The organism is Desulfomicrobium macestii (assembly GCF_014873765.1).
GTDB classification, from domain to species: Bacteria; Desulfobacterota; Desulfovibrionia; order Desulfovibrionales; family Desulfomicrobiaceae; genus Desulfomicrobium; species Desulfomicrobium macestii.
The window spans coordinates 15,315-38,063 of the sequence record NZ_JADBGG010000002.1; the positions used below are offsets into that span (position 1 = coordinate 15,315).

Here is a 22,749-nt window from a genome sequence, read left to right on the forward strand (position 1 = left end):
CGAGAAAACGCTTCTAGGTAGAGCCTTGGGCTTTGTCAAACACTTTTTTGATTTCAACCCGAAATAACGTGACATTTTTTGAAATTGTTTGTTTTTCCGGGCCGCTGTGTTTGGGTCATGGCTGGATGAAACTGTTTGCAGGCGGTAAAAAAGGCCGCATGCGGCCCTTTTTTCCACCCACTGCACGGGCCTAGATCTTGAAACGTGAAACCTGATCCCGCAGGCGTTCGGCAAGTTCGGAGAGCTCCATCGCGCTCTGCTGCACTGTCTGGCTGCTCGCGGTCATCTCGTCCGAGGCCGAGCGCACTTTTTCGATGTCGGAGCTGATGGAGTGGGTCATGGACGAACTGGTGGCCACGTTGGAGTTGATCTCTGTGATGCCCATGGACGCCTGCCCGACGTTTTCGGCGATGTCGCGAGTGGTCACGGATTGCTCCTCGACCGCGGCGGCGATGGTGCCCACGATTTCATTCATCTCGGCGATGACTCCGGTGATGTCGGAGATGTCGCCCACCGTCTGGGTGGTCACGGATTGGATGCCCGTGATCCTCTCGCGGATGTCCTCGGTAGCCTTGGCGGTCTGCTGTGCGAGTTCCTTGATCTCGTTGGCCACCACGGCAAATCCGCGTCCGGCCTCGCCCGCCCGCGCCGCCTCGATGGTGGCGTTCAAGGCCAGCAGGTTGGTCTGGGAGGAGATGGCGGTGATGGTCGCGGTCACGGCGCTGATTTCCTTGGCGGCCGCGCCCAGTTCGTCGACCCGGCCCGATGCGGCCTGGGCCTTGGATACCGCGCTGGCCGTGGTGTTCTTGGCCCGCTCGGAATTCTGGGCGATCTCGTGGATGGTGGCGGACATTTCTTCAGCCGCCGTGGCCACGGTGGTCATGTTCATGGAGGCCTGTTCCATGGCCGCCGAGACGGAGTTCATGTTGCCGCTGACTTCCTCGGCCGCGTTGCTGACCGTGTTGGCCATGTTCGCGGTCTGGGCCGACCCCTCGGTCATCTGGGAGGATATGCTCGACAGTTGCGTGGACGCGGTGGCCAGGGACTGGGTGGCGGTGTTGATTTCGCCGAGCATTTCCTTGGTGCGGCCGACCATGGTGTTCAAGGCGTCGGACAGATGCCCGATGGCGTCCTTGGCCGGGTGGGTGAAAGCGATGGTGTAGTCGCCATCGGCCACCTGCAGGCTCTTGGCCGCGAGCTGGTTCAGGGGCTTGGCGATGCCGCGGATGAGCAGCACGGCGATGAATACGCCGAGGAGCATGACGGCCAAGCCGACGTAGATGCTATCGGTAATGATTTCCGTGTCCAGCCCGCGAACCATCTGTGCATCACTCAGGCCAACGGCGACATGCCAGTCCCAGGGTTCGAAGTGGTGAGTGAATGTGATTTTATGCTCTCCGTTCCACTCATAGTCGAGGAAGCCGTTCTTGTGTTCGCGAAAGAAGTCCCCGATACCGGGCACCTCAAAAATATTTTTTCCTTCGAGGGAGGGATGAACCAGCACCTCTCCTTTGGAATTGTACACGAAAAAGTAACCGACACCGCCCGCCTTGATGGTGGTCAGCATCTCGCGCAGCTGCGGGGTCAGTATCTTGCGTCCCACGAAGAGGACCGCCACGATCTTGTCGTCGGCGTTGTACACGGGCTTATACGAAGTCACGTACCAGTCGTTGACCACAAAAGCGCGGCCGTTATAGGTTTCGCCGCTCATGACTGTCTTGTATACGGGACTGTCGGCGGGGATGTAAGTGTCCACCGCACGGTCCGTTTCGTTGATGCGCACGTTGGTGGATACCCGCAGCAGTTTGTCGTCCAGCACCTGAAAGATGGTGGCCACACCACCGGTCATGAACTGGATCTTGTCCACGATGCCCGTGTTGCCGTTCATGACCGTTCCGCCGAGCATTAGTCTGGGTATGCTGACTTGCTTGGATTTTTTGCTGACCTGATTGATGATGGTTCGGTCCAGCATGTAGCTTGGGTCCAGGTCAAAGGAACCATAGCGGTCCAGTTCTCCCTCCAGGATGGTCATGTCGCCGGCGAGTTTTTCGAGCAAAAGGGAGTTCTGGGTTTCAAGCGAGATGAAGACGGAGTTGTTGATGTTCTCCAGCGCATCCCTGCCGAGACTTTCCAGTCCGTCCTTGACGAGAATGTTAGAGACCGCGATTACCGATATCAATGACAGAATCAGAATGGACAGGATTCCGGTAAACAGTTTTGTGGTGAATTTGATGGACTGGGTGTTGATCATGCGCCCTCCTCTCATGAGGTAGTGTAATACGAGTTGCGTAGTACAATTTATACGTATTTTGACTGAATAAATCAGCAAGGATTATTAATATTAAGTGGTTAAAAAAATTGCGTAGGTAGTAGGCGCGTGTACGTCAGGCGCGCAGGGTGGCTTTGAGGCGTGTGGGGTGCAGCAGAAGATCAAGGCCGGCCTCGATGCCGGGAACCAGAATGTGGGCCGAGGTGAGGGCGGCCCTTGCTACCCCTTCGGGCTGAAGAACGGCTATGGCCAGTCCGGCCTCCGCGAGCATGACGGCGTCGTTGTTGCCATTGCCGAGACAAACGCAGGACGGGGCCTTGAGTTCGCGCACGTATTCGGCCTTGGCCGCGCATTCATTGCCAGCGGGCAGGACATGCACCGTGTAGTCTGTCTGTCCGAAGGTCGAACGCACTGTACCGTATGTGTCCGCGGTGAGGATGTGGATTTGCAGTTGGCTCTTGAGCTGGCTCAGGCGCGAAAAGACGCCGGGCTGGACCCGACCGTCCAGGGCCAGGGTGCCGTTGTAGTCCAGAACCAGATGGTGGAGGGTGCGTTGCCCGAAACCGGAGATGTCGAATTCAATCATGGTGGTGCGAGGTCCTTGCCGGTTGGGAGGCTGTTTTTGGAATGGGAGCGTCTTGCCTGGCGGCGGGATCTTCCCTTGAGAGAGTCTTGTTCTTGTACATGTGCAGGTCGGCGGCCTTGATGAGGCTTTCCAGACTCTGGTGCGGCTGGTGAAGGGCTGCGCCGACAGATGCGGAAATTCGCAGATCCGTGTCCAGGGAGCAGACCCGGCTGACGTCGATGTCGGCCAGGGTCCGGCGCAGGCGATTCACGAACGTGCGGGTCATGTCTCCATCGGTGTCCGGGAGCAGAATGACGAATTCGTCTCCGCCGAGGCGCACGAAGATGTCGTACTTGCGGATCATGGCCTTGATGGATCTGGCCACCTCCACCAGTATGGCATCCCCTGCCTCATGCCCAAGGGTGTCGTTGACCGCCTTGAACCCGTTCAGATCGATGAAAAGCAGATGCACGGGAAGATTTTTGCGTGCCGCGAAATCGAGGATGCGTCCGGCATGGCGTTCCAGGTAGGTGCGGTTGTTCACTCCGGTCAGGGCGTCGCGTACGGTTAATTCCTCAAGCTGGGCGTGTTCCAGGGCGGTGATCAGGGTGCACGCCAGGATATTGCAGAAATGGCTCAGAAAATCGGTGGCTTTGTCCGGAGCGTAGCGCGTTGGGTCGGGATCGTAGGCTGCCACCACGCCGATGATCTTCGAGTGCACGTATTTGTGCCCAAGGGCGAAGATGAAGCAGGATCCGGATGGAGGGTCCTCTTCCAGCCCGAGAAAAAAACCGGGGTTTTCGATTTGTCCTACCTCGCCGAGAAAGAGCCTTGGAGCGTGCGGGCTGGGTGAGAATTGTTTCAGGCGATCGCGGATGGTGGCTGCCGAAGCCCGCCCCACGCCCTTGGGAATGCGTCGTTCAAAAAGATCGTAATCCAGCACGACGTGGAGGGTGTGCAGGTTGCGCAGCCCTCGGATGGCGTCCAGCGTCGCGGGAAGTTCTTCCAGGCGTTTGGTCTGCTGGACGAGATCGACGGTTCCGCGAAAGGTTTCAAAAGCGTCCAGGATGGCTTTGTAGGCCGAGATCATGGAGTCGAAGCTGGTTTTCGAGGCGCGCAGCCTGCGCTTCAGGCCTTCGATTTCCTGCGTCTGCGCCTGCGTGGACGTGGACGAGGACAGGGGCACGCGCAGGATGAGTTGCCTGGCCCAGGCGACGAGTTCCTTGAGATGGGCTTTGAGCGCGACCGAGTTGCCCGCACGCGCGCTGGCCTCAATGGCGGAGACGAGGCTTTTGAGCTCCGTCAGTAGGGTGTTTTGTCCGCGCGGCATGGCTTTTGGTTCAGACCAGCGCTTTCAAGGCGGCCAGCACTTCGGCCGCGTGCCCGGAAGCTTTCACGGTGGGCCAGGTGCGGCGGATCACTCCGGAGGGATCGATGAGAAATGTCGAACGCGCCACGCCCATGTATTCCCTGCCGTAGTTCTTCTTGAGCCGCCAGGCCCCGAACCGCTTCAGGATTTCATGCTCGGGGTCGCTCAAGAGTTCCACCTGCAGGTCATGCTTGCCCGTGAAGTTCTGATGGGATTTGATGGAGTCAGGGCTCAATCCCAGGATCACGGCATTCAGTTCCGCGAACTGGTCCTTCAGGGCGGAAAACTCCTGTGCCTCCACGGTGCAGCCGGGAGTGTTGTCCTTGGGGTAGAAATAGAGAACCACCCAGCGCCCGTGGTAGTCTTCCAGGCTGACCCCGGATCGTGATGCGCCGTCGAGGCAAAAAGGGGGAGCCGGTTCGCCTGGAGCCGGAATTTTGAAGTCGGTCATGAAAAACTCCTTGGAAAGCAAAGTCCCTTCAAGCTCCTAGCGCAACCCCTGTGTGCGTGCAAGGGTGTGCTCGTGGATCATCGGGATGTCAACATGCGGTCATGCAATCCTCACGTGCGTGCGTGGTCATGGGGCGTCGGAGGCGCTCAGCCCTGCCAGGTAACCCGTGGACATGGCCGCCTGCAGGTTGAAGCCGCCCGTGTCGGCGTCCATGTCGAGCACTTCCCCGGCCAGAAAAAGCCCCGGGCAGACTTTCGATTCCATGGTCTTGGGATTGACTTCGGACAGATCCACGCCGCCGGAGGTGATGATGGCCTCGCGCATTGGACGGTAGCCGCTGACGGTGAAGCGCAGTTCCTTGAGCCACAGGCGCAGGCGCTTGCGCTCCTCGGAGGAGATCTGGTGGGCGGCCTTGTCTCCGGCCAGGCGCGTCTGTTCGAGGCATACCGGGATGAGCTTGGGTGGCATGAGGCCGCGCAACAGGTTTTCCAGGTGCATTTTGCCATGTTCCGCCAGGTCGCGCAGAAGGCGAGCGTCCAGCTTGGCCGTGTCCAGGGCGGGTTTCAAATCGATGAGGATCTCGGTCTTTTTGCCTTGGTCCACCGCACGCACGGCGGCCTTGCTCAAGGTCAGGATGAGGGGGCCGGACAGGCCGAAATGGGTGAAGAGCATCTCGCCCATGTCTTCTCCGGCCTTCTTGCCGTCAACGCGCAATTCAACGCGCACGTTCTTGAGCGATAAACCCTGCAATTTCGAGGCGGTATCCCCGGCTGTGATCAGCGGGACAAGGGCCGGAGCGATGGGCACGATGGCGTGTCCCAGGCTTTTGGCAAGCTCGTAGCCGTCGCCGGTGGAGCCGGTCGCGGGGTATGAGGCACCTCCGGTGGTCAGGATGATCCTGTCCGCCGTGAGGGTTTGAGTGCCGAAGGAGACTTCGAACCGTCCGTCCTTGCGTTTGATGCCTCGAACCCGGCAGCCGGTGCGGATGGTGACGCCCTTTGTCCTGGCGTTGCGCACAAAGGCGTCCACCAGATCCTGTGCGCTGTCGCTGGCGGGAAAAAGGCGTCCGCCGCGCTCTTCCTTGGTCGGGACGCCAAGATCGCTCAGCAGTTCGACGGTGTCCGTGGTGAAGAAATGGGACAGGGCCGGGCGCAGGAAACGAAAATTCTTGCCGAAATGAGTCAGGAACTCATTTAAAGGCGCGGTGTTGCCGATATTGCCGCGGCCCTTGCCGCAGATCCGAAGCTTGCGGCCCGGGCGGTCCATGCGTTCGAGCAGGGTGACCGTGGCGCCTTTGGAGGCGGCGGTGGCAGAGGCCAGAAGACCGGCAGGCCCGCCGCCGATGACTATGACTGAGTGGTTCATGGGATTCCTTCAAAAACTTCATTCTGAAGGGAGCGGGGCAGGATGTAAAGGGCGTTGAGTAGGGTTTGCCCCGCACGCATGCAAACACGTACGGTTTTTCGAGGCACTGGCCTGCCCGGTGCCTGCCCGATGCCTGGGCGTCACGATCCGAGGACGAAAAAAGAAAAAAGCCCCTGCCGGCTGGCGGGCAGCTTCCCGGAAAAGGGAGGCCGCCCGGGCCGTCACGGGCTGCGTGATCATTCGGGGCGCGGGTGAAAAGCAGGCCCTGCGCGTCTAGTCCTCGTCTTCCTGGTCGCCCGATTGATCGAAGATCGCGCAGGATTCTTCGGAGTCGTAGCGTACCACCAGCACCGAGCACTGCGCATGCCGGACGACCTTGGCCGTATTTGTGCCAAGAAGATAGTCCTGCAGTTTGAGGCGATGAGCAGGCATCACAATGAGGTCTGCGTTAATCTTCTCTGCCATGCGCAGGATTCTTCTATAGATTGAACCTTGTGCGACAAGATAGTTAACATCGATGTCGTCAGGAATGTAGACTCCAACCATCTCATGCAGCATTTCCTCGGCCTCGCCGACAATCTTGTCGCCTGCGTCTGGCGGAAAGTAGTTTGCGACAATGGGCATTCCCATGTCTGGAACTACTGTCAGGATGTACAGTTGAGCCTTGTATAGGCGGCAAAGTTCAATCGATCTCTCCAGGCCCATGCAGCGGGCGCGATCATCGGGTTCCTGCAAATCAATGGGGACAAGAATGCGTTTGTACATGCAGTGCCTCGCCTTTTTTATGTTGTGACTTTTCTCTTTTTCTTGTTCTTTTTAACCGTCATTTGCCATGCGACAAGGAGGAAGAAAACGCAAACTCCCAAAATCTGCATGCCCAGCCTGTCGAAAGGCAGGTAGGGTGCAAATGCTCCAGGGCGGAATGTCGTGGCGCATATCGCCAGCAGCAGAAGGCGTTCCCCCCAGTTGCAGCTTTTGACCAGCCAGCCCTGGATCGCCGAGGCGAACGCGAACATGGCGATCATCCCGGAAAAGAAGATCCACGCGATGTGCAGGTAGTCGTCGAGCCAGATGATGTCCCCGGTGGCGGTCACGCCGGAAATCATCAAGAGGTCCGTGTTGAAGAGAAAAATGAACGGCAGAATCGCGGTGCGCAGGTCGTAGGCGAAACCCTGCACACCGGTTTTAATTGGGTCGGAGCGTGCAATGGCCGCCCCCGCATAGGCCGCAAGTCCCACCGGCGGCGTGTCGTCGGCGAGAATGCCGAAATAGAACACGAACAGATGAGCCGCGATGATGGGGAAGACAAGCCCGGCGTCGGCGCCGAGCTGCACGATGACCGGTGCGGTCAGGGTGGCCATGATGATGTAGTTGGCCGTGGTCGGCATGCCCATGCCCAGAATCAGGCTGGTAATGGCCGTGAAGATGAGCATCAGGACCACGTTGCCCATGGAGATGGTGTCGATGAGGGTGATGAAACGGCCGACAAGGCCGGTGATGGTCACCACTCCGACGATGATTCCGGCCGTGGCGGTGGCCACGCCCACGGAGATCATGTTGCGCGCGCCCATGATCAGGCCGTTCCAGATGTCGACAAGGCCCTGGCGGAAGGCCGCGACCATGAAGTGTCCGGTGTCCACGTCCGGGTCGAGGGTGCCGGCGCGGCGATGGGCGCACATGGTCAGGTAGGCGATGATCGGACGCTGCACCAGCATGATCACGGTCAGACTCTCGATGGCCAGGAGCGCCGAGGTCACGGGCGAGCGACGCACAATGACCAGGAAATAGATCAGCACCGCCAGCGGGATGATGAAATGGCAACCGCGCAGCAGCGTCTTGAAGAACGGAGGAAGTTGGGAACGGGGAATGGCCTTGATGCCCAGCTTCATGGATTCTACGTGCACGACCCAGAACAGGGCGAGGTAGGAGATGATCGCGGGCAGGAATGCGGCCCGGACGACATCCAGATATGGAATGCCTATTATCTCCGCCATGATGAAGGCCGCCGCGCCCATGACCGGAGGCATGAGCTGGCCGTTGGTGGACGCCGCGACCTCCACGGCCGCGGCTTTGTATGCCGGAAAGCCCACCTTCTTCATCAGCGGGATGGTGAAGGTGCCGGTGGTCACGGTGTTGGCGATGGAAGAGCCCGAGACCAGCCCTGTCAGGCCCGAAGCCAGAACAGCGGCCTTGGCCGGGCCGCCGCGAAAGGTGCCGAGCGCCGAAAAGGCCACGTCGATGAAATATTTTCCGCCGCCCGCGCGGTCGAGCAGTGCGCCGAAAAGGACGAAGAGGAAGACGAAATCCGTGGATACGCCCAGCGGCACTCCGAAAATGCCGGTGGTGGTCAGGTACATGTCGCTGATGATGAAATCGAGCGGCACGCCGCGATGACGCAGCACCTCGGGCAAATAGGGCCCAAAGACCGTGTAGGCCAGAAAGACCGAGCCCAGTATGGTCAGCGCCGGACCAAGGGAGCGTCGGGCGGCTTCAAGCAGCAGCACGATCAGGATGATGCCCATCCAGATGTCCAAGGTGTTGGGCAGGCCCTGCCGATTGATGAGCTGGTCGTAGTCCCACCAGATGTAGAGCGCGCCTGACGTGGCCAGCGCCGCAAGGATCATGTCGTAGTAGGGAATGTAGGTGCGTATGGAGCGCCTGGCGAAATTCGGGAGGACCTTCCGGGTCCAGTTGACCCACATGGGCGGAGTGTGCTGCTTGTAGGCCGGATAGGCCAGAAAGGCCAGACACACTGCAAACGCCAGATGCCAGGCCCGGGCGATGTGTGAATTCAGGGGCTGGTAGGCCAGGAAAAGCTGGAAGGCGGACCAGCACAGGCACAGTAGCGTGATCGCTCCGGACGCGAAAAAATTAGAGGGTTCCCGCGCCCCTGCTTCGACCATGGCCACAAGGTCTTCGGCAGCTTTCTTCATGCTGGCGGAAGACTCCTGGCCGGGGGCGACGTTGTCTTGTTTGGGTGTTTCGTGTTCTGCCATGACAGTGTCCTTGCGTCAGAGAAGTGAGGCGGAAGAAAAATGCGGGCCTTTCAAACAGACAAAGGGGCCGCTTGGCCCCCTTGTCAGGATGAGGCTACATCCAACCTTTTTCCTTGTAGTACTTGATCGCGCCGGGATGCAGCGGGGCGGAGAGGCCCTGCAGCATTTCCTTGGGGTTCAGGTTGCGGAAGGCGGCGTGGGACGCTTTGAGTTCGTCCAGGTTCTCGAAAACGGTCTTGACCATGTCGTAGACCACTTCCTCGGACACGGACTCATTGGAGATGACGGTCGCGGTCACGGCGTAGGTCTCGACGTCCTTGTCCACACCCTTGTAGGTGCCGGCCGGGATCTTGGTCATGATGTAATAGGGATGCTTGGCCACGAATTCCTTGATGCCGTCGGAATTGATGGGGACGATGTCAAGCTCGACGGACTGGGCAGGTTCTTCGACAGCGGCGCTGGGGTTGCCGACGGTGAAGAAGAAGGCGTCGATCTTCTGGTCGACCAGGGCGCGGGAGGCTTCAGCCTGCTGCAGTGCTTCGGCGCTGAAATCCTTGTTGGGGTCCAGGCCGTAGATGCGCAGGACGTCTTCGGCATTGCCGCGCTGACCGGAGCCGGGGTTGCCGATGTTGATCCGCTTGCCCTTCATGTCCATGACGGTCTTGATGCCGGTGTCCTTGCGGGTGACCAGCAGAACGGTCTCGGGATGCATGCTGAACACGCTGCGCAGACCCTTGACGGGCTTTCCTTCCCAATCGGCGGCGCCGTTGAAGCCCTGCCAGTTGCGGTCGGACTGGGCCACCGCGAAGTCAAACGCGCCGCGGTCAATGGCATTGATGTTGAAAACCGAGCCGCCGGTGGGGCGACCGATGTAGTTGTACTTGTCGGCTGCATGCTTGTTCATCATGTTGCTGAGCTGCAACGCGACCTGGTAGTAGACGCCGGTGATCGACGCTCCGCCGAAGAGAATGTCCTGCTTGGCCATTGCCTGGGGCGCAGTTACCGCCATTCCGAGTACGACCACAAGGGCGACCAGCCATTTTCTTCCAACCATAAGCACCTCCATCGATGAATTGTTGTGAATCAAGGATAAAAAATCCACTACGTTGTTGATCTTCTATGCTGAAGATCATTCATCCTGTCAAATTGCGAGAGGTTGGAAAAATCATGCGCTTGTTGCATGATTCCAGATTGCTGCGATGGTTGCCGCCGTCAGCGCCGCTCTTTCGGACAACGTGTCTTTGAGAATATACTCCAGATCGCTGTGGTCCAGGTCTCCCACGGGTCCCAGCCCGTCGAGCACCGGCACGTCCAGACCGGCGATGAAATTGGCGTCGGACACGCCCGAGCGCAGCTCCTCGGGCAGGTCGTAACCGAAAATTTGCGCCTGCTCGCGGGCCATGGCGTAAAGCCGCCGGTTCCCTTCCGACTGGGGCATGGCCGGTCGTCCGGACTGTTCGATCAGGGTGGCCACGGTTCCGGGGATGGTGGTCCTTGAGACAATCCGGTTCAAGTCCTTTTCAAGGCGCTGTCTGCCCTGCGGGGTCAGGAACCGGGCATCGAGGGCCGCCGTGGCCAGTTCGGGCACGGTGTTGGGTCCGATTCCGCCCTCGATCAGGCCGACGTTGAGGGTGATGTCCCGGCCGTCGTTCAGTCCTTCAAGGGCGACGATCATGTGCGCCAGCTCCAGGATGGCGCTGGCCTTGGCACCGCCCTTGGCCGCATGTCCGGCCTGTCCCTGCACGGTCAGAAGCATTCCGAGCCGACCCTTGCGGCCGGTGACCACATTCTTGTCCGCTCCGCCGCCTTCGAAGACCAGGGCGGCCAGGGCACCTTGCGCCTCTTTTTCAATCCAGGGGCGCGAAGCGGGGGAGCCGATCTCCTCGTCGGAATTGCACAGTACAGTGATCGGGATGTCGTCCAGAAGACCCAGGTGCTTAAGGGTTTTCAGGGCATGAACCGCGACAACGAGGCCTCCCTTCATGTCATAGACGCCCGGGCCGTGGCAGCGGTCGCCTTCCTCGCGAAATGCGGTGAAGGCCGTGTCGGCGGGAAAGACCGTGTCCATGTGTCCGACCAGCACGATGCCCTTGCGTCCCTTCGCGGCCGGAGCGGTCATGGCCTGGACCATGTTTCCGTGCTCCGTGAAGGGCAGGGTGCGCACGTCGGGCAAGACCTCGCCCAGGACCGTGGCCATTTCCCCCGCCATGCGGTCAAGGCCCGGCTTGTTGCGGCTGCCGCTCTGAATCTCGACCAGCCGCCGCAGCAGATCAAGGGCATCCCTGCGGCGGGGGGCGAGATATGACTGGATTTTGTCGTGCATGGCCGGGATCATTTTTCGTACTTGGCGAAGCCGAAGTCCTGGCGGGCGTATTCTTGCGGATCGGGATCTGGGTATATAACCTGCTCGCCGCTCCAGGGCTTTTGCATCTTCACGTGGCCTTGCGCGTGTTCGAGCACGTTGGTGCGGTGCAATGGGATCTTGCCCCCTGCGGTGGCGATGTAGCGTGGAATGGCGTCACCGGAGATGTTGCCGTACATGCTCTCGATGATGCCCTGTCCCACAGCCACGGGCACGCGCAAATGCATGAACTGCGGGTTGCGGTAGCTGCAGTTGAAGACATAGTAGGGGCGGACATAGGCTTCCTGGATGGTCTCGCACAGCTTCCACATCTTGACGCTGGTGTCGTTGATGCCTTTCAAGAGCACGGCCTGATTCATGACTGCCGCCACGCGTTTGGAGATGGCCTTGAACGCGGCCTTCGAGACCGGCGTGATCTCCTGGGCGGTGTTGATCTGCGTGACCACGCGCAGGGGCTTCCTGTCGCTGCTGGCCTCCAGAATATCCAGAAGTTCGTCGTCGATGCGCTGCGGCGTGGTCACGGGGATGCGTGTGCCGAGCCGTTTCATGCGCACGTGATCGATGGCGTCGAGTTCGCCCAGGAGCCACTTGAGCATGCTGTTGGGCAGGACCAGGCTGTCGCCGCCGGTCACAAGCACGTCACGGATTTCGGGGTTGGCGCGGATGTACTGAAGGGCCTCGCCGTAGGCTTCCTTGCCGTAGAGGCGGTCCTTGGCGCCGATGTGGGCGATGCGCAGGCAATGGGTGCAGTACATGGCGCACATGTTGGTGGCCTTGATGGTCACCACTCTGGGATAAAACTGGTCGATGAGCCGGGCCGGGGAATGGTCCGCTGCCACGGGAGGGATCTCGACGCCGGCGTTGTCGATCATCTCTCCGGTAGGCACGGACTGCAAAAGGACCGGGTCGTTGATCTGGCCAGGGAGGATCAGGCTCGCGTAATAGGGGGTGAGGCGCATGCGGTAGGTCTTGGTGACCCGCAGCACGTCCTGCACGGCCTTGGCGGGCAGATCGATCACTTTGGACAGGGTCTCGACGGATTCGATGGCATGACGAAGCTGGCCGGAATAGGAGTTCCAGTCGTCTTCGCTCATGCCCAGGACTTTTCTGATGCGCGCCTGGTTCTCGAGCATCCGGTCCCAGACTTCGATGCCGCTCGGGGCCTCCCTGGGGTGCCGGTCCAGATATTCGGCGACCCGGTCCTGGGCGGCATCGACGATGGCCAGGGCCTTGCCGACGCGGCCGCCCACAGTGACCCGATGCTCGTCGATCTGTTCATGCTTCACGGCCAGGGCCGTGAGGGCGTCTCGTGTCATATCCAACTGTTCCGGAGTCCAGCCGCGGTCGTCATGGAATTTTTCCAGCGTGGCAAAAAGGGCGACGATGGGACCGGTCAGCGTTTCGGTTTCGGCCTGCCTGAAAAGTTCGGCAATGGTCTGACGCTCTTCATCCGATGGCGCGGCGTCATTTTTCACGGTGAACAGTTTTTCAAAGAGATCCGTCGTAAACGTGTCCAGGGCATTGATGCTCATTACTTGTCATCCTCGCTTGATTCCTGTGTTTGTGAGTGTTTGCGGATGGAGTCGTTCAGTTGCTCGATGCCCAGGCGAATGTCTTCATCGAGCAGGCAGCGGTCTCGGGCCACGGCCACGACCCTGCCCAGAAACGTGCCGGGCATGACGGCCTGCTTGCCGCCGACGTGTTCGACCACGATCACGCCGTGCTCCTGGCCGTTGCTGACGATCTGGCGAAAGAGGGTCCGCTCGTCCTCGTCCACGGGGACGATGTGCTCGGTTTCGGCCTCGTGTTCGAGCTTGAAGTTGTAGGTCCGCCAGCAGATTCCCTTCAGGGCTTCCTTGATCTCCATCTTGTTGTCCGGGAAGCGGTCGAACATCACGGCGTGATATTCCAGTTCCAGCAGGCCCGGAGTCTCGGGCGGCAGGGCGTTCTCAAGGGTGCAGCACATCTCCATGGTCGTGCCCTGCTTGCGGGCGTTGACCTCCACGAAAAATATCCGGCCCTGGTCGTCGACGATGTAGTCGCATCCGAAGATACCGCGATAGCCGCCGCGTCCCATGACCTGGCCTATCCTGCGCGTGATCTCGCGCAGCTCCTGCTGCGTGGTTTCGGGTTGCTCGGAAGGAAAGGTCGATCCGCGAAACTTGTTGCCATCGTATATTTCCTGGTCGGCGGTGGCCGCGATGAACACGTCCTGGGCGTTGGCCACGATCCCCAAAACCGTGGGGTCGGCCACGTGCGGGATGTAGCGGCTGATGAAGAACTTGCCCCGCAGATGCGCGGTCTTGGTCTCGATCTCTTCCTGCGAGCGGGCGACAAAGCTGTTCACTCCGGCCGCCGAATAGGGCTGGCTGACAAATATGCCGTCCGGCCACTCTTCCCAGAGCTCGCGGGCCGTATCCATCATGTCCTGCGCATCCTGGCAGACGCGATAGTTGATCAGCGGGGCGACGTCTTTCAGGCGTTGCAGCTGGTAGAGCTTGTTGTTCCAGATGTTGGCGATGTGGCCGCTGGGCCCGAGGATGCGCACGCCGGGAATGAGCGCCAGGGTCAGTTCGGGCACGGATTCGAAGACGTGGATGAAGACATGCCCCTGCTTGTCCAGAAGCTGGCGGATCAGCTCATTGACCGTGTCCGATGCGGAGACCAGGGAGGCAAAGGTCCGTGGCGGGATGCGGAAGCTGACCTTGCGGCCCTTGGCCCGGAAAAGCTCCCTGGCCATGGGGTTTATGACCATGGTGTTCTTGTGCGGGTAGGATTCGAGCACATCCGGCAGGATGGAAATGAAGTCGAAAGGCTGACCGTGAATCTTGGAGAGAGTCTCCTTGAAGAATTGGTTCAGGCAGTCCGTTTTTATTTCGCCGATATACAGGAAATAAAACGTGTCCGGGTCAAGTTTGATGTCCGAAAAGAGGATGTCCTCGTCTTCCATGAGCATAACCGCGCCTCCACGCAACAGAATTGAGCCCGTCAACGCCATTGTCGCGGGCATTTGTTCCGCTGGCCCTAACGATTGATTCCGCAAACCGCAATTCTTTGCTTGGACCTGTGCAAAGCCGCGTCCGGACTGCGGTTCGCGGCTCCGGAATTTCGGCCGATCGCATGCCGCGCGCTGATTCTGCGGCGTTTTCCCTGCGTCCTGCCGTTCAGTCCAGCTTGACCCGCAGGGTCATCGTGGCGGGCTTGCCGTCGGTGATGCGGTACACAATCCTTAGTTTGTCGATGACCGTGGACATTCCCGGAATATTGATCAGCCCCGATGATTCTCCAGACTTGAGCTGCACGGGGGCGCGAAGTTCGATGGGTTCGCCTTCGACCGGAATGAGGGTCAGGCTTTCGAACATGACTGTGGCGCCGTCGATCCTGAAACGCAGATTGTCGATCTTGCCCAGCTTTTCACCCACCGGCAGGGTCGCCGAGGTGTCCGAGGCCAGAAGACGGACGGGTTCAAGGGCGGTCCACGGTCCGGCAATGGCCGCGGAGACCTGCAGGATGCCGAGCAAAAGGGTGCAAACAAGGATCAGTTTTTTCATGGGAAACTCCAGTACGGGTGCGTTCACTGGTACGTACGCCGTGCACGGGCCGGGATCAAGGGCCGGTTTGTTTTGGCGAGGAGCGTCCTGGGCGCGGACCAGCAAAAAGAGGTATTCCCATAACCGCCATGAGCCCTTATCTGCTTTTTCCATGACAACCGATTCAAAAAAATCCCGGCACGATCCTGAAGCCGAAGTTGCGAACCTGCAGGGCCGCTTGCGGGTTCTGGTCGATGGCTCCCCTTTGGGGATTTTTTTTGACGACGCCGAGGACAAGTGCGTTTTCGTGAACAGGACCTTCTGCGAGATGATGGGGCTGTCCGAGGAGGAAGCCCTGGGGGACGGTTGGGTCAGGACCGTTCACCCCGGGGATCTGCCGAGGCTTTTGAACGAGCGGGCCGGAGCCGTGACCCGGGGCGAGCCGCTTTTTCGGTCCGAGTACAGGTATTCCCGCCCGGACGGACGAGTGGGCTGGGTGGAGGAACAGACCCGGCCGGTTCACGGCCCAGACGGGAATCTGCTGGGCTACGTGGGCACCCTGGCCGAGATCAGCGGGCGCAAGGAAGAGGAGGCACTGCGGGCGCGGCACAGCGAGGTGCTGGAGGAGCGGGTCAGGGAACGCACCGCCGAACTTTTGGCCCAGACCGAACGCCTGGCCGAGATGAACACGGCGCTCAAGGTCCTTTTGCGTCAGCGCGAAGAGGATCGCGAAGATCTTGAACAAGCCGTGCTGGCCAATGTCCGCCGTAGCATCTCTCCGACCCTGGATCGCCTGCAGGGGCTTTGCGCAGGAGAAGAGGCCCGCTTGCTGGCCGATCAGCTTCGCCGGAGCCTCAAGGAATTGACTGAGCCCTTTTGCCATCGATTGTCCACGGTCTGCCAGGGGTTGACCCCAGCCGAAATCCAGGTCGCCGAATTGATCCGCGAGGGACTCGGCACCAAGGAAATCGCCGCCCGTCTGGGGGTTGGCGCCTCCACCATCGACACCCACCGCCATCATCTCCGCCGCAAGCTCGGGCTCAAGGACCGTCGGGACGGCTTGCGCTCCTATCTGCTCTCCCTTGAGTCCTGATATGGAGAAATTCTCCATATTTTCTCCGCAATAAACCGCTATTGTCATTTTGCGGCCTGACTGTTTCAACGGCTGTCCAATCTCAATCAGGAGGACAGCATGAAATCAATTGACTGCAATGACGACAAGGCACTGCTCAATACGGGCCTGGCCCGGATGTTCAAGGGCGGGGTGATCATGGACGTGATCAACGCGGAACAGGCCCGCATTGCCGAAGAGGCCGGGGCCTGCGCGGTCATGGCCCTGGAACGGGTTCCCGCCGACATCCGCGCCTGCGGCGGCGTGGCCCGCATGTCCGACCCGGCCATGATCCGCGAGATCATGGCCAGTGTCTCCATCCCGGTCATGGCCAAGTGCCGCATCGGCCATTTCATGGAGGCCCGCATCCTCGAAGCCGTGGGCGTGGACTACATCGACGAGAGCGAGGTCCTGACTCCGGCGGATGAGGAATTCCATATCGACAAGAATGCGTTCAAGGTGCCCTTTGTCTGCGGATGCCGCAATCTGGGCGAGGCCCTGCGCCGCGTTGCCGAGGGCGCGGCCATGATTCGCACCAAGGGCGAGGCGGGCACGGGGGACGTGGTCGAGGCCGTGCGCCATGCCCGGACCGTGCAAAGCCAGATCAGGCAGGTGCAGGGCATGCCCCTCGAAGAGCTGGCCACGTATGCCAAGAATATCGGTGCGTCCCTGGAACTTCTGCGTCAGGTGCGTGAACTGGGGCGGCTGCCCGTGGTCAATTTCGCTGCCGGAGGAGTGGCCACGCCGGCCGATGCCGCGCTGATGATGCAGCTTGGCATGGACGGAGTTTTCGTTGGGTCGGGGATCTTCAAGAGCGGCGATCCGGCCAAAAGAGCGCGGGCCATCGTGCAGGCGGTGACTCATTTCGACGATCCGTCCATTCTGGCCCGGGTCAGCGAAAATCTGGGCGAGGCCATGTCCGGCATCGCGGTTCGTTCCCTGGACGCCGCGCAGCAGTTCGCGGGCCGGGGCTGGTGATGCGCGTCGGCATCCTTGCCCTGCAGGGCGCTTTCGCCGAGCATGTCGAAATGCTCGAAACGCTGGGGACGCGGGCCGAACTGGTCCGCTCTTGCGCCCATCTGGAAGGGCTGGACGGGCTCATTCTGCCCGGCGGAGAGAGCACCAGCATGCGGCGCCTTGCAGGACTGTCCGGGCTTGACGTCGCCTTGCGCGATTTTGGGGCAAGCCGTCCGGTCTGGGGCGTCTGCGCGGGACTCATTCTGCTGGCCGCCAGGGTCGAGGGCGAGGAGCCTTTTCTGGGGCTCATGGACATGGGGGTCGCGCGCAATGCCTACGGCCGCCAGCAGGAGAGTTTCGTGTCAGGTTTGCGCGTTGACGGGCTGCCGGATTCCCGGCCCTACCCCGGCGTGTTCATCCGCGCTCCGAGGGTGCTCGAAACCGGTCCGGGAGTGACGGTCCTGGGCCGCCTTGGAGATGCCCCGGTGGCCTTGCGCCAGGGCCATCTGATGGCCACGGCCTTTCACCCGGAAATGACCGGGGACGGTCGCGTGCATGCCTGTTTTCTGGATTTGTGCGCGGATCGGATGCAGGGACGTCTGGCCGGATGACCACTGCATATGAATGCGAAAAGGCCGGAGCGGTCCGGCCTTTTCAAGATGATGCGCGGGTCTTTCAAGGCTCGCTGAACATGGCTCGCGGGTCAAAGCCCATGATGAAGGCTCCCCAGTGCTTGCCATCGACAAATATGGGCATGGACAGGTCGTTCAGAATTTCGCCTGTATCGCGCATGTAGGTTTGCAGCAGGAGCGGGTCGGTGTGCGAGCACCTGCGCTGTTCTGTGCGGTTGCTCTGGTAGATGCGCTGGTGCCGGCTTTGGAGCAGGTCCTTGACCGGGTCTCCGGTCATGGCCTTGGAGACGGCCCCGTGATGGATGGGCAGGTAGCCTTTGCGGTCGATGGCCAGACAATAGATGGTCCCCGGGATTCTTTTCTGCGCGTCATCGACGACGCTCTGCATCTCCTTGACGAAAACGTCGCTGAAGGCGGTGACGTATTTCTGCGGCGACGTGTTCGGCACGGTCTTGTACTGCGTGTCGAACACGTTGATCCCCCGGTCCTTCATGCCCTGAATTCGGGCCTGATAGTCGTCGCGGATCTCCTTGGCCGTATCCATGACCGTGTCGAATTTTCCTTCCCCTGTCTTGAATCGCGCCACCAGTTCGAGCATCCGCTCGGTCACGGAGTTCAGGGCGTCCACCGAGGTGGCCGAGGAGTTCATGTCCTTGGCGATCTCCTGGCTGAGCGCATTGATGTTGTTGACCTTTTCGGTGACGTCGTTGTTGTTGGTCGACAATTCCTCGATGGCGGCCGCGATTTTGATCAGCTGGTCGTTGGCCGTTTCAAAGTCGTCGATCATGCTCTCGAAATTGACGGTGGCCGCGGTTACGACCTGGTCGGTATCCCTGGCATAATCCAGGATCTGCGCGGTCTCGGTCTGGGTACGTTCGACGATCTTGATCATTGCCCCGATATTGTTCGATATTTCTTCCGTGGCGGGCTTGATCCTGCGCGAGAGTTCACGCACTTCCTCGGCGACCACGGCAAAACCCTTGCCGTGCTCACCGGCCCGGGCGGCCTCGATGGTGGCGTTCAGGGACAAGAGATTGGTCTGTTCGGAGATGCCGTTGATGATGGTCACGATGCTCAGGATGTTGGCCGAGCTTGCGCCAAGATCGTCCACGGTGTTGCGGAAGGATTCGACGATGGCGTTGATCTTGTGGATCTTGTCCGTGACGTCCTGCAGTTCGGTGTGCGACCTGTGGGCGGTGTTCAGGTTGCTGGTGGTCTTTTCGGCCACATACTGCGTGTTCTGCGCGATTTCGGCGATGGCCGCGTTGGCCTCGTTGCTGGCCACGGCCACTTCCTCGGCGATGGAGCCCTGCGCGGCGGTCTTGTTCCTGGTGTCGAACACGGATTTGGCCATGCGGGTGCTGTCGAGGGCGATGTCGATGCCCATCTTGCGGATTTTTTCCACCAGTTCCCGCACGCTCGCCAGGAAGCTGTTGTAGCAGGCCGAGATGTGCTTCAAGTCCGGGTTATCCAGATCCGCCATGGTGCAGGACAGGTCGGCTTCCTGGCCCTGGATGTTCTGGAACACGGCGTTTATGTCGGCTATGCCCCGCTGCGCCTCGCGGTGCAGAACCTTCAGGGCGACGGCTCCGATCCCCACGGTCAGGAGCAGGATGATCCCGGCCACGCCCCACGACAGCGGCGGAATGGCGGAGCTTGCGGTCAGGGCGATCCAGATGAGGCCCGCGGCATTCAAGGCCAGCAGGGTCAGGATCGTCGCCGTTATCTTGCCGCGCAGCGTGGAGAGCATGGTCTCGCCCGAACTTGGGGCCGAGTCAGTGTTTTTCATGTCAATACCTCGTGTTCCGTGAATTTCGTGCACAAAAGTATAATTGAGCCGGCGGCAAAAGAGAAGGACGCATTCGCGGGAAATGTCGATTGTCTTGGTGGCGGCGTCAGGGCCTCTCTATGGACAATGCCGGGGGGATGCCGTTATCAGGTACCTCCAAACAACGGAGGTGGCCTCTTGAGTATCTTGATAAAAAAAGTGCGCCTGAATGGAGAGTTGGTTGATGTGCTCATCAAGGGCAATCGCTTCGACTCCATCGGAACGGACGTGGATTCGTCCGCCGACGTTGTCATCGACGGGTCGGGCAAGGCCATCCTGCCGTCCTTCCACAACGCCCATACCCACGCCGCCATGACGCTCATGCGCGGCTATGCCGACGACATGGATCTGCACACCTGGCTTGCCGACCATATCTGGCCTTTCGAGTCCAGACTTGGCGAGGACGACATCTATTGGGGGGCGAAACTGGCCTGCCTTGAGATGATCAAGTCCGGAACGACTTTTTTCGCCGACATGTACTGGCATTGGAAGGGCACGGCCCGGGCCGTGACCGAGATGGGCATGCGCGCGGCCCTGTCCGCCGCCTTTTTCGATTTCGACGACCCGGTCCGCGCCGAGACCATGAAGCGTCAGGTCATGGATCTGCACGCCGTCAGTGCCGCCTTTCCGGACCGCATCCAGTTCATTCTCGGGCCTCACGCCATCTACACCGTGTCCTCGGACTCCCTGCGCTGGCTGGGGGAATACGCGAACCGCCACGGGCTTCTGGTGCATCTGCACCTTTCGGAGACGCAAAAAGAGGTCGAGGATTGCCTGGCCAGACATGGCAAACGGCCGGTGGAGTATCTGCACGAGCTGGGTCTTTTGGCTCCGAACCTGATCCTCGCGCATGCCGTGTGGATGGACGGGACCGAGATGGAACTCCTGGCCCGGCACGGGGTGCAGGTCGTGCACTGTCCCGTCTCGAACATGAAGCTCTGTTCCGGCCAGTTCGACCATGTCGCCATGAAGGCTCACGGAGTCACCGTGGCCCTGGGCACGGACGGGTGCTCTTCGAACAACAATCTGGACATGATCGAGGAAATGAAGATCGCTTCCCTGCTGGCCAAGGTCACGTCCATGGACCCGACCGCCATGCCCGCCCAGGAAGCCCTCGACACGGCCACCCTGAACGGGGCGCGCATGTATGGCCTGGACGCGGGCCGCATCGCCTCCGGCAAGCTCGCGGACTGCATATTGGTCAATCTGGAGCATGTGCGCATGGTTCCGGGGCACCATCTTGCCTCCAACCTCGTCTACAGCGCGAACAGCTCCTGCGTGGACACGACCATCTGTGACGGCCGGGTGCTCATGCTCGGCGGCAAGGTCGAGGGCGAGGAAGAGATCCTGGCCCAGGTCCGGGCGACGCTGGCCCGGCTCAACGCCCCGCAAGAGCCCGAGGGGGACGCATGCTCCTGATCTATACCGGCAACGGCAAGGGCAAGACCTCGGCCTGCGTTGGCCAGGCCATTCGCGCCTTGGGGCAGGGGCTTGGCGTGGCTTTTGGGCAGTTCATGAAGCGGGGTGATCAGGCCGGTGAACAGGAGATGCTGGCAAAGCTGCTTGGCGAGCGTTTTCTGGCCTCGGGAGCGGGCTTTTACCGCGACACCGATTTCGACACCCATCGCGAGAAGGCCACGCAGCTTCTGCGCTGGGCAGGAGAGCTCCTTGACCGGGGTGTGGACATGCTGATCCTCGATGAGGCCCTGTATGCCCTGAATCACGGCCTGCTCATGGACGATGAGGTGCGGGAACTGATCACGCGTTGCAAGGACCAGGGGTGCCACCTGGTCTTGTCCGGGCGCGGCGCTCCGTCCTGGATTGTGGAGCTGGCCGACATCGTTTCGGACATCACCGAGGTCAAGCACGTTTACGCCCAGGGCGGCAAGGCCCGTCGCGGGATTGAATTTTAGGGAATCCGCTCCGGCTGTTTTTTAATCGCCCTTCCCCAGATTTTCCGGCCTGATGACGACTTCTCCGCATCCGGGACATACGCCCCGCTGCAGCCTGTTGCGCAGGATGGTGAAGCCGACCCGTTCCACGACCATCTGTCCGCACCCGGGGCAGATGGTGTTCTCCAGGTCCGATCCCGGCACGTTGCCGACAAAGACATGGGAGAGCCCGGCGGCTCGTCCTATATCGTAGGCCCGCTTCAGCGTGTCCAGCGGCGTTGGCGCGTGGTCAAGCATCTGGTGGCAGGGGTGGAAGCGCGAGACGTGCCAGGCAGTATCCTTGCCCAGTTCGTCGTGCACGAAGCGGGCGATTTCGGTCAGTTCCCGGTCCGAGTCGTTCAGGTCCGGGATGATAAGGGTGGTGGTTTCGATGTGCCAGCCCAGTCTTTTCATGTGCGTCAGGTTTTTGAGCACCGGCCCCAGACGTGCGGCGCAGATGTCGCGGTAGAATTCCTCGCGGAAGGATTTGATGTCGATGTTGACGGCCTGGATCAGGTCGCCCAGTGCATCGAGGCATTGCGGACTCTGGAAACCGTTGCTGACCATGATGTTGGCCAGGCCTGCTTCCCGGACCATGATCGCGGTTTCGCGCATGAGTTCGAAAAAGATGGTGGGCTCGGAATAGGTGTAGGCCACGGACGCGGCCCCCGATGTCTGCGCCATGCGGATGATCTCCCGAGGCGGGATGGCCTCTCCGCTGAGCGCCTTGCCCTGCCGGGGAGGCTGGGAAAGGCTCGCGTTTTGACAGAACGCGCAGGCCAGATTGCAGCCTTGGGTGCCAAGGGAAAGAGTTTTGGTCCCGGGCAGGAAATGAAAGAGGGGTTTTTTCTCCACCGGATCGAGGTTCAGGGCCGCGACCTTGTCAGAAGACAGGGAAAAGAGCTGGCCGCTCCTGTTTTCGCGTACCCCGCACTGACCGCGTGTTCCATCTTCGATGCGGCAGAAATGGGCGCAGAGTTGACATTGCACGGCGCTGTCTTCCAATGATCGCCAGAGTAGCGCTGGTGTCTTCATGACCTACTCCTTGATGTTGATTTCAGGAACGATGATGACGGGCTCAAGGTCTGAATCTTCCTGCGGGGGAGCAGGCGGCGGCGAGACCAGAATCAGCGAGCCGTTGTCGGGGTCCGAATGGATGAGGATGCTCCCGTCATCGCTACCTGCCCTGCCGGTTTGCATCACGGTGTCCTTTTGTGCGCCGGAATCAATGGTGATGCCAGCCAGGGCAGCCTGCCCCATGAAAATGAAAAGACAGGCCGGCACAAGGATCGACCTTGCCAACGACGTGTTTTTTGCTTTACTTGGTTCAGCCGTGAGATTATGCAACTTGGCCTCCAGATGAAGAATGATTTGCATTAACGT

20 protein-coding genes are annotated in these 22,749 nt (G+C 60.4%); 5 read left to right on the forward strand and 15 right to left on the reverse strand.

The genetic code is table 11. The features are described 5' to 3' along the window. Positions 1-190: 190 nt before the first annotated feature. From H4684_RS01355 to H4684_RS01410, 12 genes are all read right to left on the reverse strand, one after another. Positions 191-2,251: a methyl-accepting chemotaxis protein gene (locus tag H4684_RS01355; RefSeq protein WP_192622575.1), complete on the reverse strand. Its 2,061-nt coding sequence runs from the start codon at positions 2,249-2,251 to the stop codon at positions 191-193. A 133-nt stretch (positions 2,252-2,384) separates the two neighbouring features. Then, complete coding sequence (locus tag H4684_RS01360) at positions 2,385-2,855, reverse strand: HAD family hydrolase (protein WP_192622576.1); 471 nt, start codon at positions 2,853-2,855, stop codon at positions 2,385-2,387. Continuing rightward, positions 2,848-4,164 (reverse strand): sensor domain-containing diguanylate cyclase, encoded by a 1,317-nt coding sequence (locus H4684_RS01365; protein ID WP_192622577.1) that lies wholly within the window; start codon positions 4,162-4,164, stop codon positions 2,848-2,850. The genes H4684_RS01360 and H4684_RS01365 overlap by 8 nt, the downstream gene beginning before the upstream one ends. A gap of 10 nt (positions 4,165-4,174) precedes the next feature. Then, positions 4,175-4,654 (reverse strand): peroxiredoxin, encoded by a 480-nt coding sequence (locus H4684_RS01370; RefSeq protein WP_192622578.1) that lies wholly within the window; start codon positions 4,652-4,654, stop codon positions 4,175-4,177. Positions 4,655-4,780: 126 nt separating this feature from the next. Next, positions 4,781-6,019 (reverse strand): BaiN/RdsA family NAD(P)/FAD-dependent oxidoreductase, encoded by a 1,239-nt coding sequence (locus tag H4684_RS01375; RefSeq protein ID WP_192622579.1) that lies wholly within the window; start codon positions 6,017-6,019, stop codon positions 4,781-4,783. Between the two features lie 273 nt (positions 6,020-6,292). Continuing rightward, the gene (locus tag H4684_RS01380; RefSeq protein WP_092189351.1) at positions 6,293-6,784 is read right to left on the reverse strand and encodes a universal stress protein; all 492 of its coding nucleotides are present in this window, start codon (positions 6,782-6,784) and stop codon (positions 6,293-6,295) included. Positions 6,785-6,801: 17 nt separating this feature from the next. Beyond that, entirely contained in the window at positions 6,802-9,015 is a 2,214-nt protein-coding gene (locus tag H4684_RS01385; protein WP_192622580.1) for a TRAP transporter permease, read from the reverse strand. Between the two features lie 94 nt (positions 9,016-9,109). Next, entirely contained in the window at positions 9,110-10,069 is a 960-nt protein-coding gene (locus H4684_RS01390) for a TAXI family TRAP transporter solute-binding subunit (RefSeq protein WP_192622581.1), read from the reverse strand. 111 nt (positions 10,070-10,180) lie between these two features. Next, entirely contained in the window at positions 10,181-11,338 is a 1,158-nt protein-coding gene (locus H4684_RS01395; RefSeq protein ID WP_192622582.1) for a M20 family metallopeptidase, read from the reverse strand. Between the two features lie 8 nt (positions 11,339-11,346). After that, entirely contained in the window at positions 11,347-12,909 is a 1,563-nt protein-coding gene (locus H4684_RS01400) for a KamA family radical SAM protein (protein WP_192622583.1), read from the reverse strand. Further along, positions 12,909-14,333 carry an ATP-grasp domain-containing protein gene (locus tag H4684_RS01405; protein ID WP_192622584.1) on the reverse strand — a complete coding sequence of 475 codons (1,425 nt, stop codon included), beginning with the start codon at positions 14,331-14,333 and terminating at the stop codon, positions 12,909-12,911. Before H4684_RS01405 ends, H4684_RS01400 begins: the two co-directional genes overlap by 1 nt. A 208-nt stretch (positions 14,334-14,541) precedes the next feature. Then, positions 14,542-14,928 (reverse strand): hypothetical protein, encoded by a 387-nt coding sequence (locus tag H4684_RS01410; protein ID WP_192622585.1) that lies wholly within the window; start codon positions 14,926-14,928, stop codon positions 14,542-14,544. 151 nt (positions 14,929-15,079) lie between these two features. Between H4684_RS01410 and H4684_RS01415 the strand changes: the two genes are divergently transcribed. The 3 genes from H4684_RS01415 (at position 15,080) to pdxT (ending at position 17,586) form a co-directional block, all read left to right on the forward strand. Continuing rightward, entirely contained in the window at positions 15,080-16,000 is a 921-nt protein-coding gene (locus H4684_RS01415) for a PAS domain S-box protein (RefSeq protein ID WP_192622586.1), read from the forward strand. Between the two features lie 99 nt (positions 16,001-16,099). After that, on the forward strand, positions 16,100-16,996 hold the full coding sequence (pdxS, locus tag H4684_RS01420) for a pyridoxal 5'-phosphate synthase lyase subunit PdxS (protein ID WP_192622587.1): 897 nt from the start codon (positions 16,100-16,102) through the stop codon (positions 16,994-16,996). Continuing rightward, the gene (gene pdxT / locus H4684_RS01425) at positions 16,996-17,586 is read left to right on the forward strand and encodes a pyridoxal 5'-phosphate synthase glutaminase subunit PdxT (protein WP_192622588.1); all 591 of its coding nucleotides are present in this window, start codon (positions 16,996-16,998) and stop codon (positions 17,584-17,586) included. Before pdxS ends, pdxT begins: the two co-directional genes overlap by 1 nt. A 64-nt stretch (positions 17,587-17,650) precedes the next feature. Here pdxT and H4684_RS01430 read toward each other — a convergent pair whose 3' ends face one another. Then, positions 17,651-19,396, reverse strand: a complete 1,746-nt coding sequence (locus tag H4684_RS01430; RefSeq protein WP_192622589.1) for a methyl-accepting chemotaxis protein — start codon at positions 19,394-19,396, stop codon at positions 17,651-17,653. A 177-nt stretch (positions 19,397-19,573) separates the two neighbouring features. Here H4684_RS01430 and H4684_RS01435 point away from each other — a divergent pair, with 177 nt between their 5' ends. Both H4684_RS01435 and H4684_RS01440 read left to right on the forward strand, forming a co-directional pair. Further along, positions 19,574-20,854 (forward strand): amidohydrolase, encoded by a 1,281-nt coding sequence (locus H4684_RS01435; RefSeq protein ID WP_192622590.1) that lies wholly within the window; start codon positions 19,574-19,576, stop codon positions 20,852-20,854. Further along, positions 20,845-21,348 carry a cob(I)yrinic acid a,c-diamide adenosyltransferase gene (locus H4684_RS01440; protein ID WP_192622591.1) on the forward strand — a complete coding sequence of 168 codons (504 nt, stop codon included), beginning with the start codon at positions 20,845-20,847 and terminating at the stop codon, positions 21,346-21,348. The genes H4684_RS01435 and H4684_RS01440 overlap by 10 nt, the downstream gene beginning before the upstream one ends. Before the next feature lie 21 nt (positions 21,349-21,369). On the opposite strand, the gene amrS is transcribed toward H4684_RS01440, so the two are convergent. Both amrS and H4684_RS01450 read right to left on the reverse strand, forming a co-directional pair. Then, positions 21,370-22,401: an AmmeMemoRadiSam system radical SAM enzyme gene (gene amrS / locus H4684_RS01445; RefSeq protein ID WP_192622592.1), complete on the reverse strand. Its 1,032-nt coding sequence runs from the start codon at positions 22,399-22,401 to the stop codon at positions 21,370-21,372. A gap of 3 nt (positions 22,402-22,404) precedes the next feature. Further along, a complete protein-coding gene (locus H4684_RS01450; protein WP_143077824.1) occupies positions 22,405-22,743 on the reverse strand; it encodes a hypothetical protein in 339 nt (112 codons plus the stop codon). Positions 22,744-22,749 lie beyond the last annotated feature (6 nt).

Coding starts and splice junctions, on each gene's coding strand:
- H4684_RS01370 (WP_192622578.1), bottom strand. CDS start 4,654: ATGACCGACTTCAAAATTCCGGCTCCAGGCGAACCGGCTCCCCCTTTT.
- H4684_RS01390 (WP_192622581.1), bottom strand. CDS start 10,069: ATGGTTGGAAGAAAATGGCTGGTCGCCCTTGTGGTCGTACTCGGAATG.
- H4684_RS01395 (WP_192622582.1), bottom strand. CDS start 11,338: ATGCACGACAAAATCCAGTCATATCTCGCCCCCCGCCGCAGGGATGCC.
- H4684_RS01400 (WP_192622583.1), bottom strand. CDS start 12,909: ATGAGCATCAATGCCCTGGACACGTTTACGACGGATCTCTTTGAAAAA.
- pdxT (WP_192622588.1), top strand. CDS start 16,996: ATGCGCGTCGGCATCCTTGCCCTGCAGGGCGCTTTCGCCGAGCATGTC.
- H4684_RS01385 (WP_192622580.1), bottom strand. CDS start 9,015: ATGGCAGAACACGAAACACCCAAACAAGACAACGTCGCCCCCGGCCAG.
- H4684_RS01380 (WP_092189351.1), bottom strand. CDS start 6,784: ATGTACAAACGCATTCTTGTCCCCATTGATTTGCAGGAACCCGATGAT.
- H4684_RS01405 (WP_192622584.1), bottom strand. CDS start 14,333: ATGCTCATGGAAGACGAGGACATCCTCTTTTCGGACATCAAACTTGAC.
- H4684_RS01375 (WP_192622579.1), bottom strand. CDS start 6,019: ATGAACCACTCAGTCATAGTCATCGGCGGCGGGCCTGCCGGTCTTCTG.
- H4684_RS01410 (WP_192622585.1), bottom strand. CDS start 14,928: ATGAAAAAACTGATCCTTGTTTGCACCCTTTTGCTCGGCATCCTGCAG.
- H4684_RS01415 (WP_192622586.1), top strand. CDS start 15,080: ATGACAACCGATTCAAAAAAATCCCGGCACGATCCTGAAGCCGAAGTT.
- H4684_RS01360 (WP_192622576.1), bottom strand. CDS start 2,855: ATGATTGAATTCGACATCTCCGGTTTCGGGCAACGCACCCTCCACCAT.
- H4684_RS01355 (WP_192622575.1), bottom strand. CDS start 2,251: ATGATCAACACCCAGTCCATCAAATTCACCACAAAACTGTTTACCGGA.
- H4684_RS01430 (WP_192622589.1), bottom strand. CDS start 19,396: ATGAAAAACACTGACTCGGCCCCAAGTTCGGGCGAGACCATGCTCTCC.
- amrS (WP_192622592.1), bottom strand. CDS start 22,401: ATGAAGACACCAGCGCTACTCTGGCGATCATTGGAAGACAGCGCCGTG.
- pdxS (WP_192622587.1), top strand. CDS start 16,100: ATGAAATCAATTGACTGCAATGACGACAAGGCACTGCTCAATACGGGC.
- H4684_RS01440 (WP_192622591.1), top strand. CDS start 20,845: ATGCTCCTGATCTATACCGGCAACGGCAAGGGCAAGACCTCGGCCTGC.
- H4684_RS01450 (WP_143077824.1), bottom strand. CDS start 22,743: ATGCAAATCATTCTTCATCTGGAGGCCAAGTTGCATAATCTCACGGCT.
- H4684_RS01365 (WP_192622577.1), bottom strand. CDS start 4,164: ATGCCGCGCGGACAAAACACCCTACTGACGGAGCTCAAAAGCCTCGTC.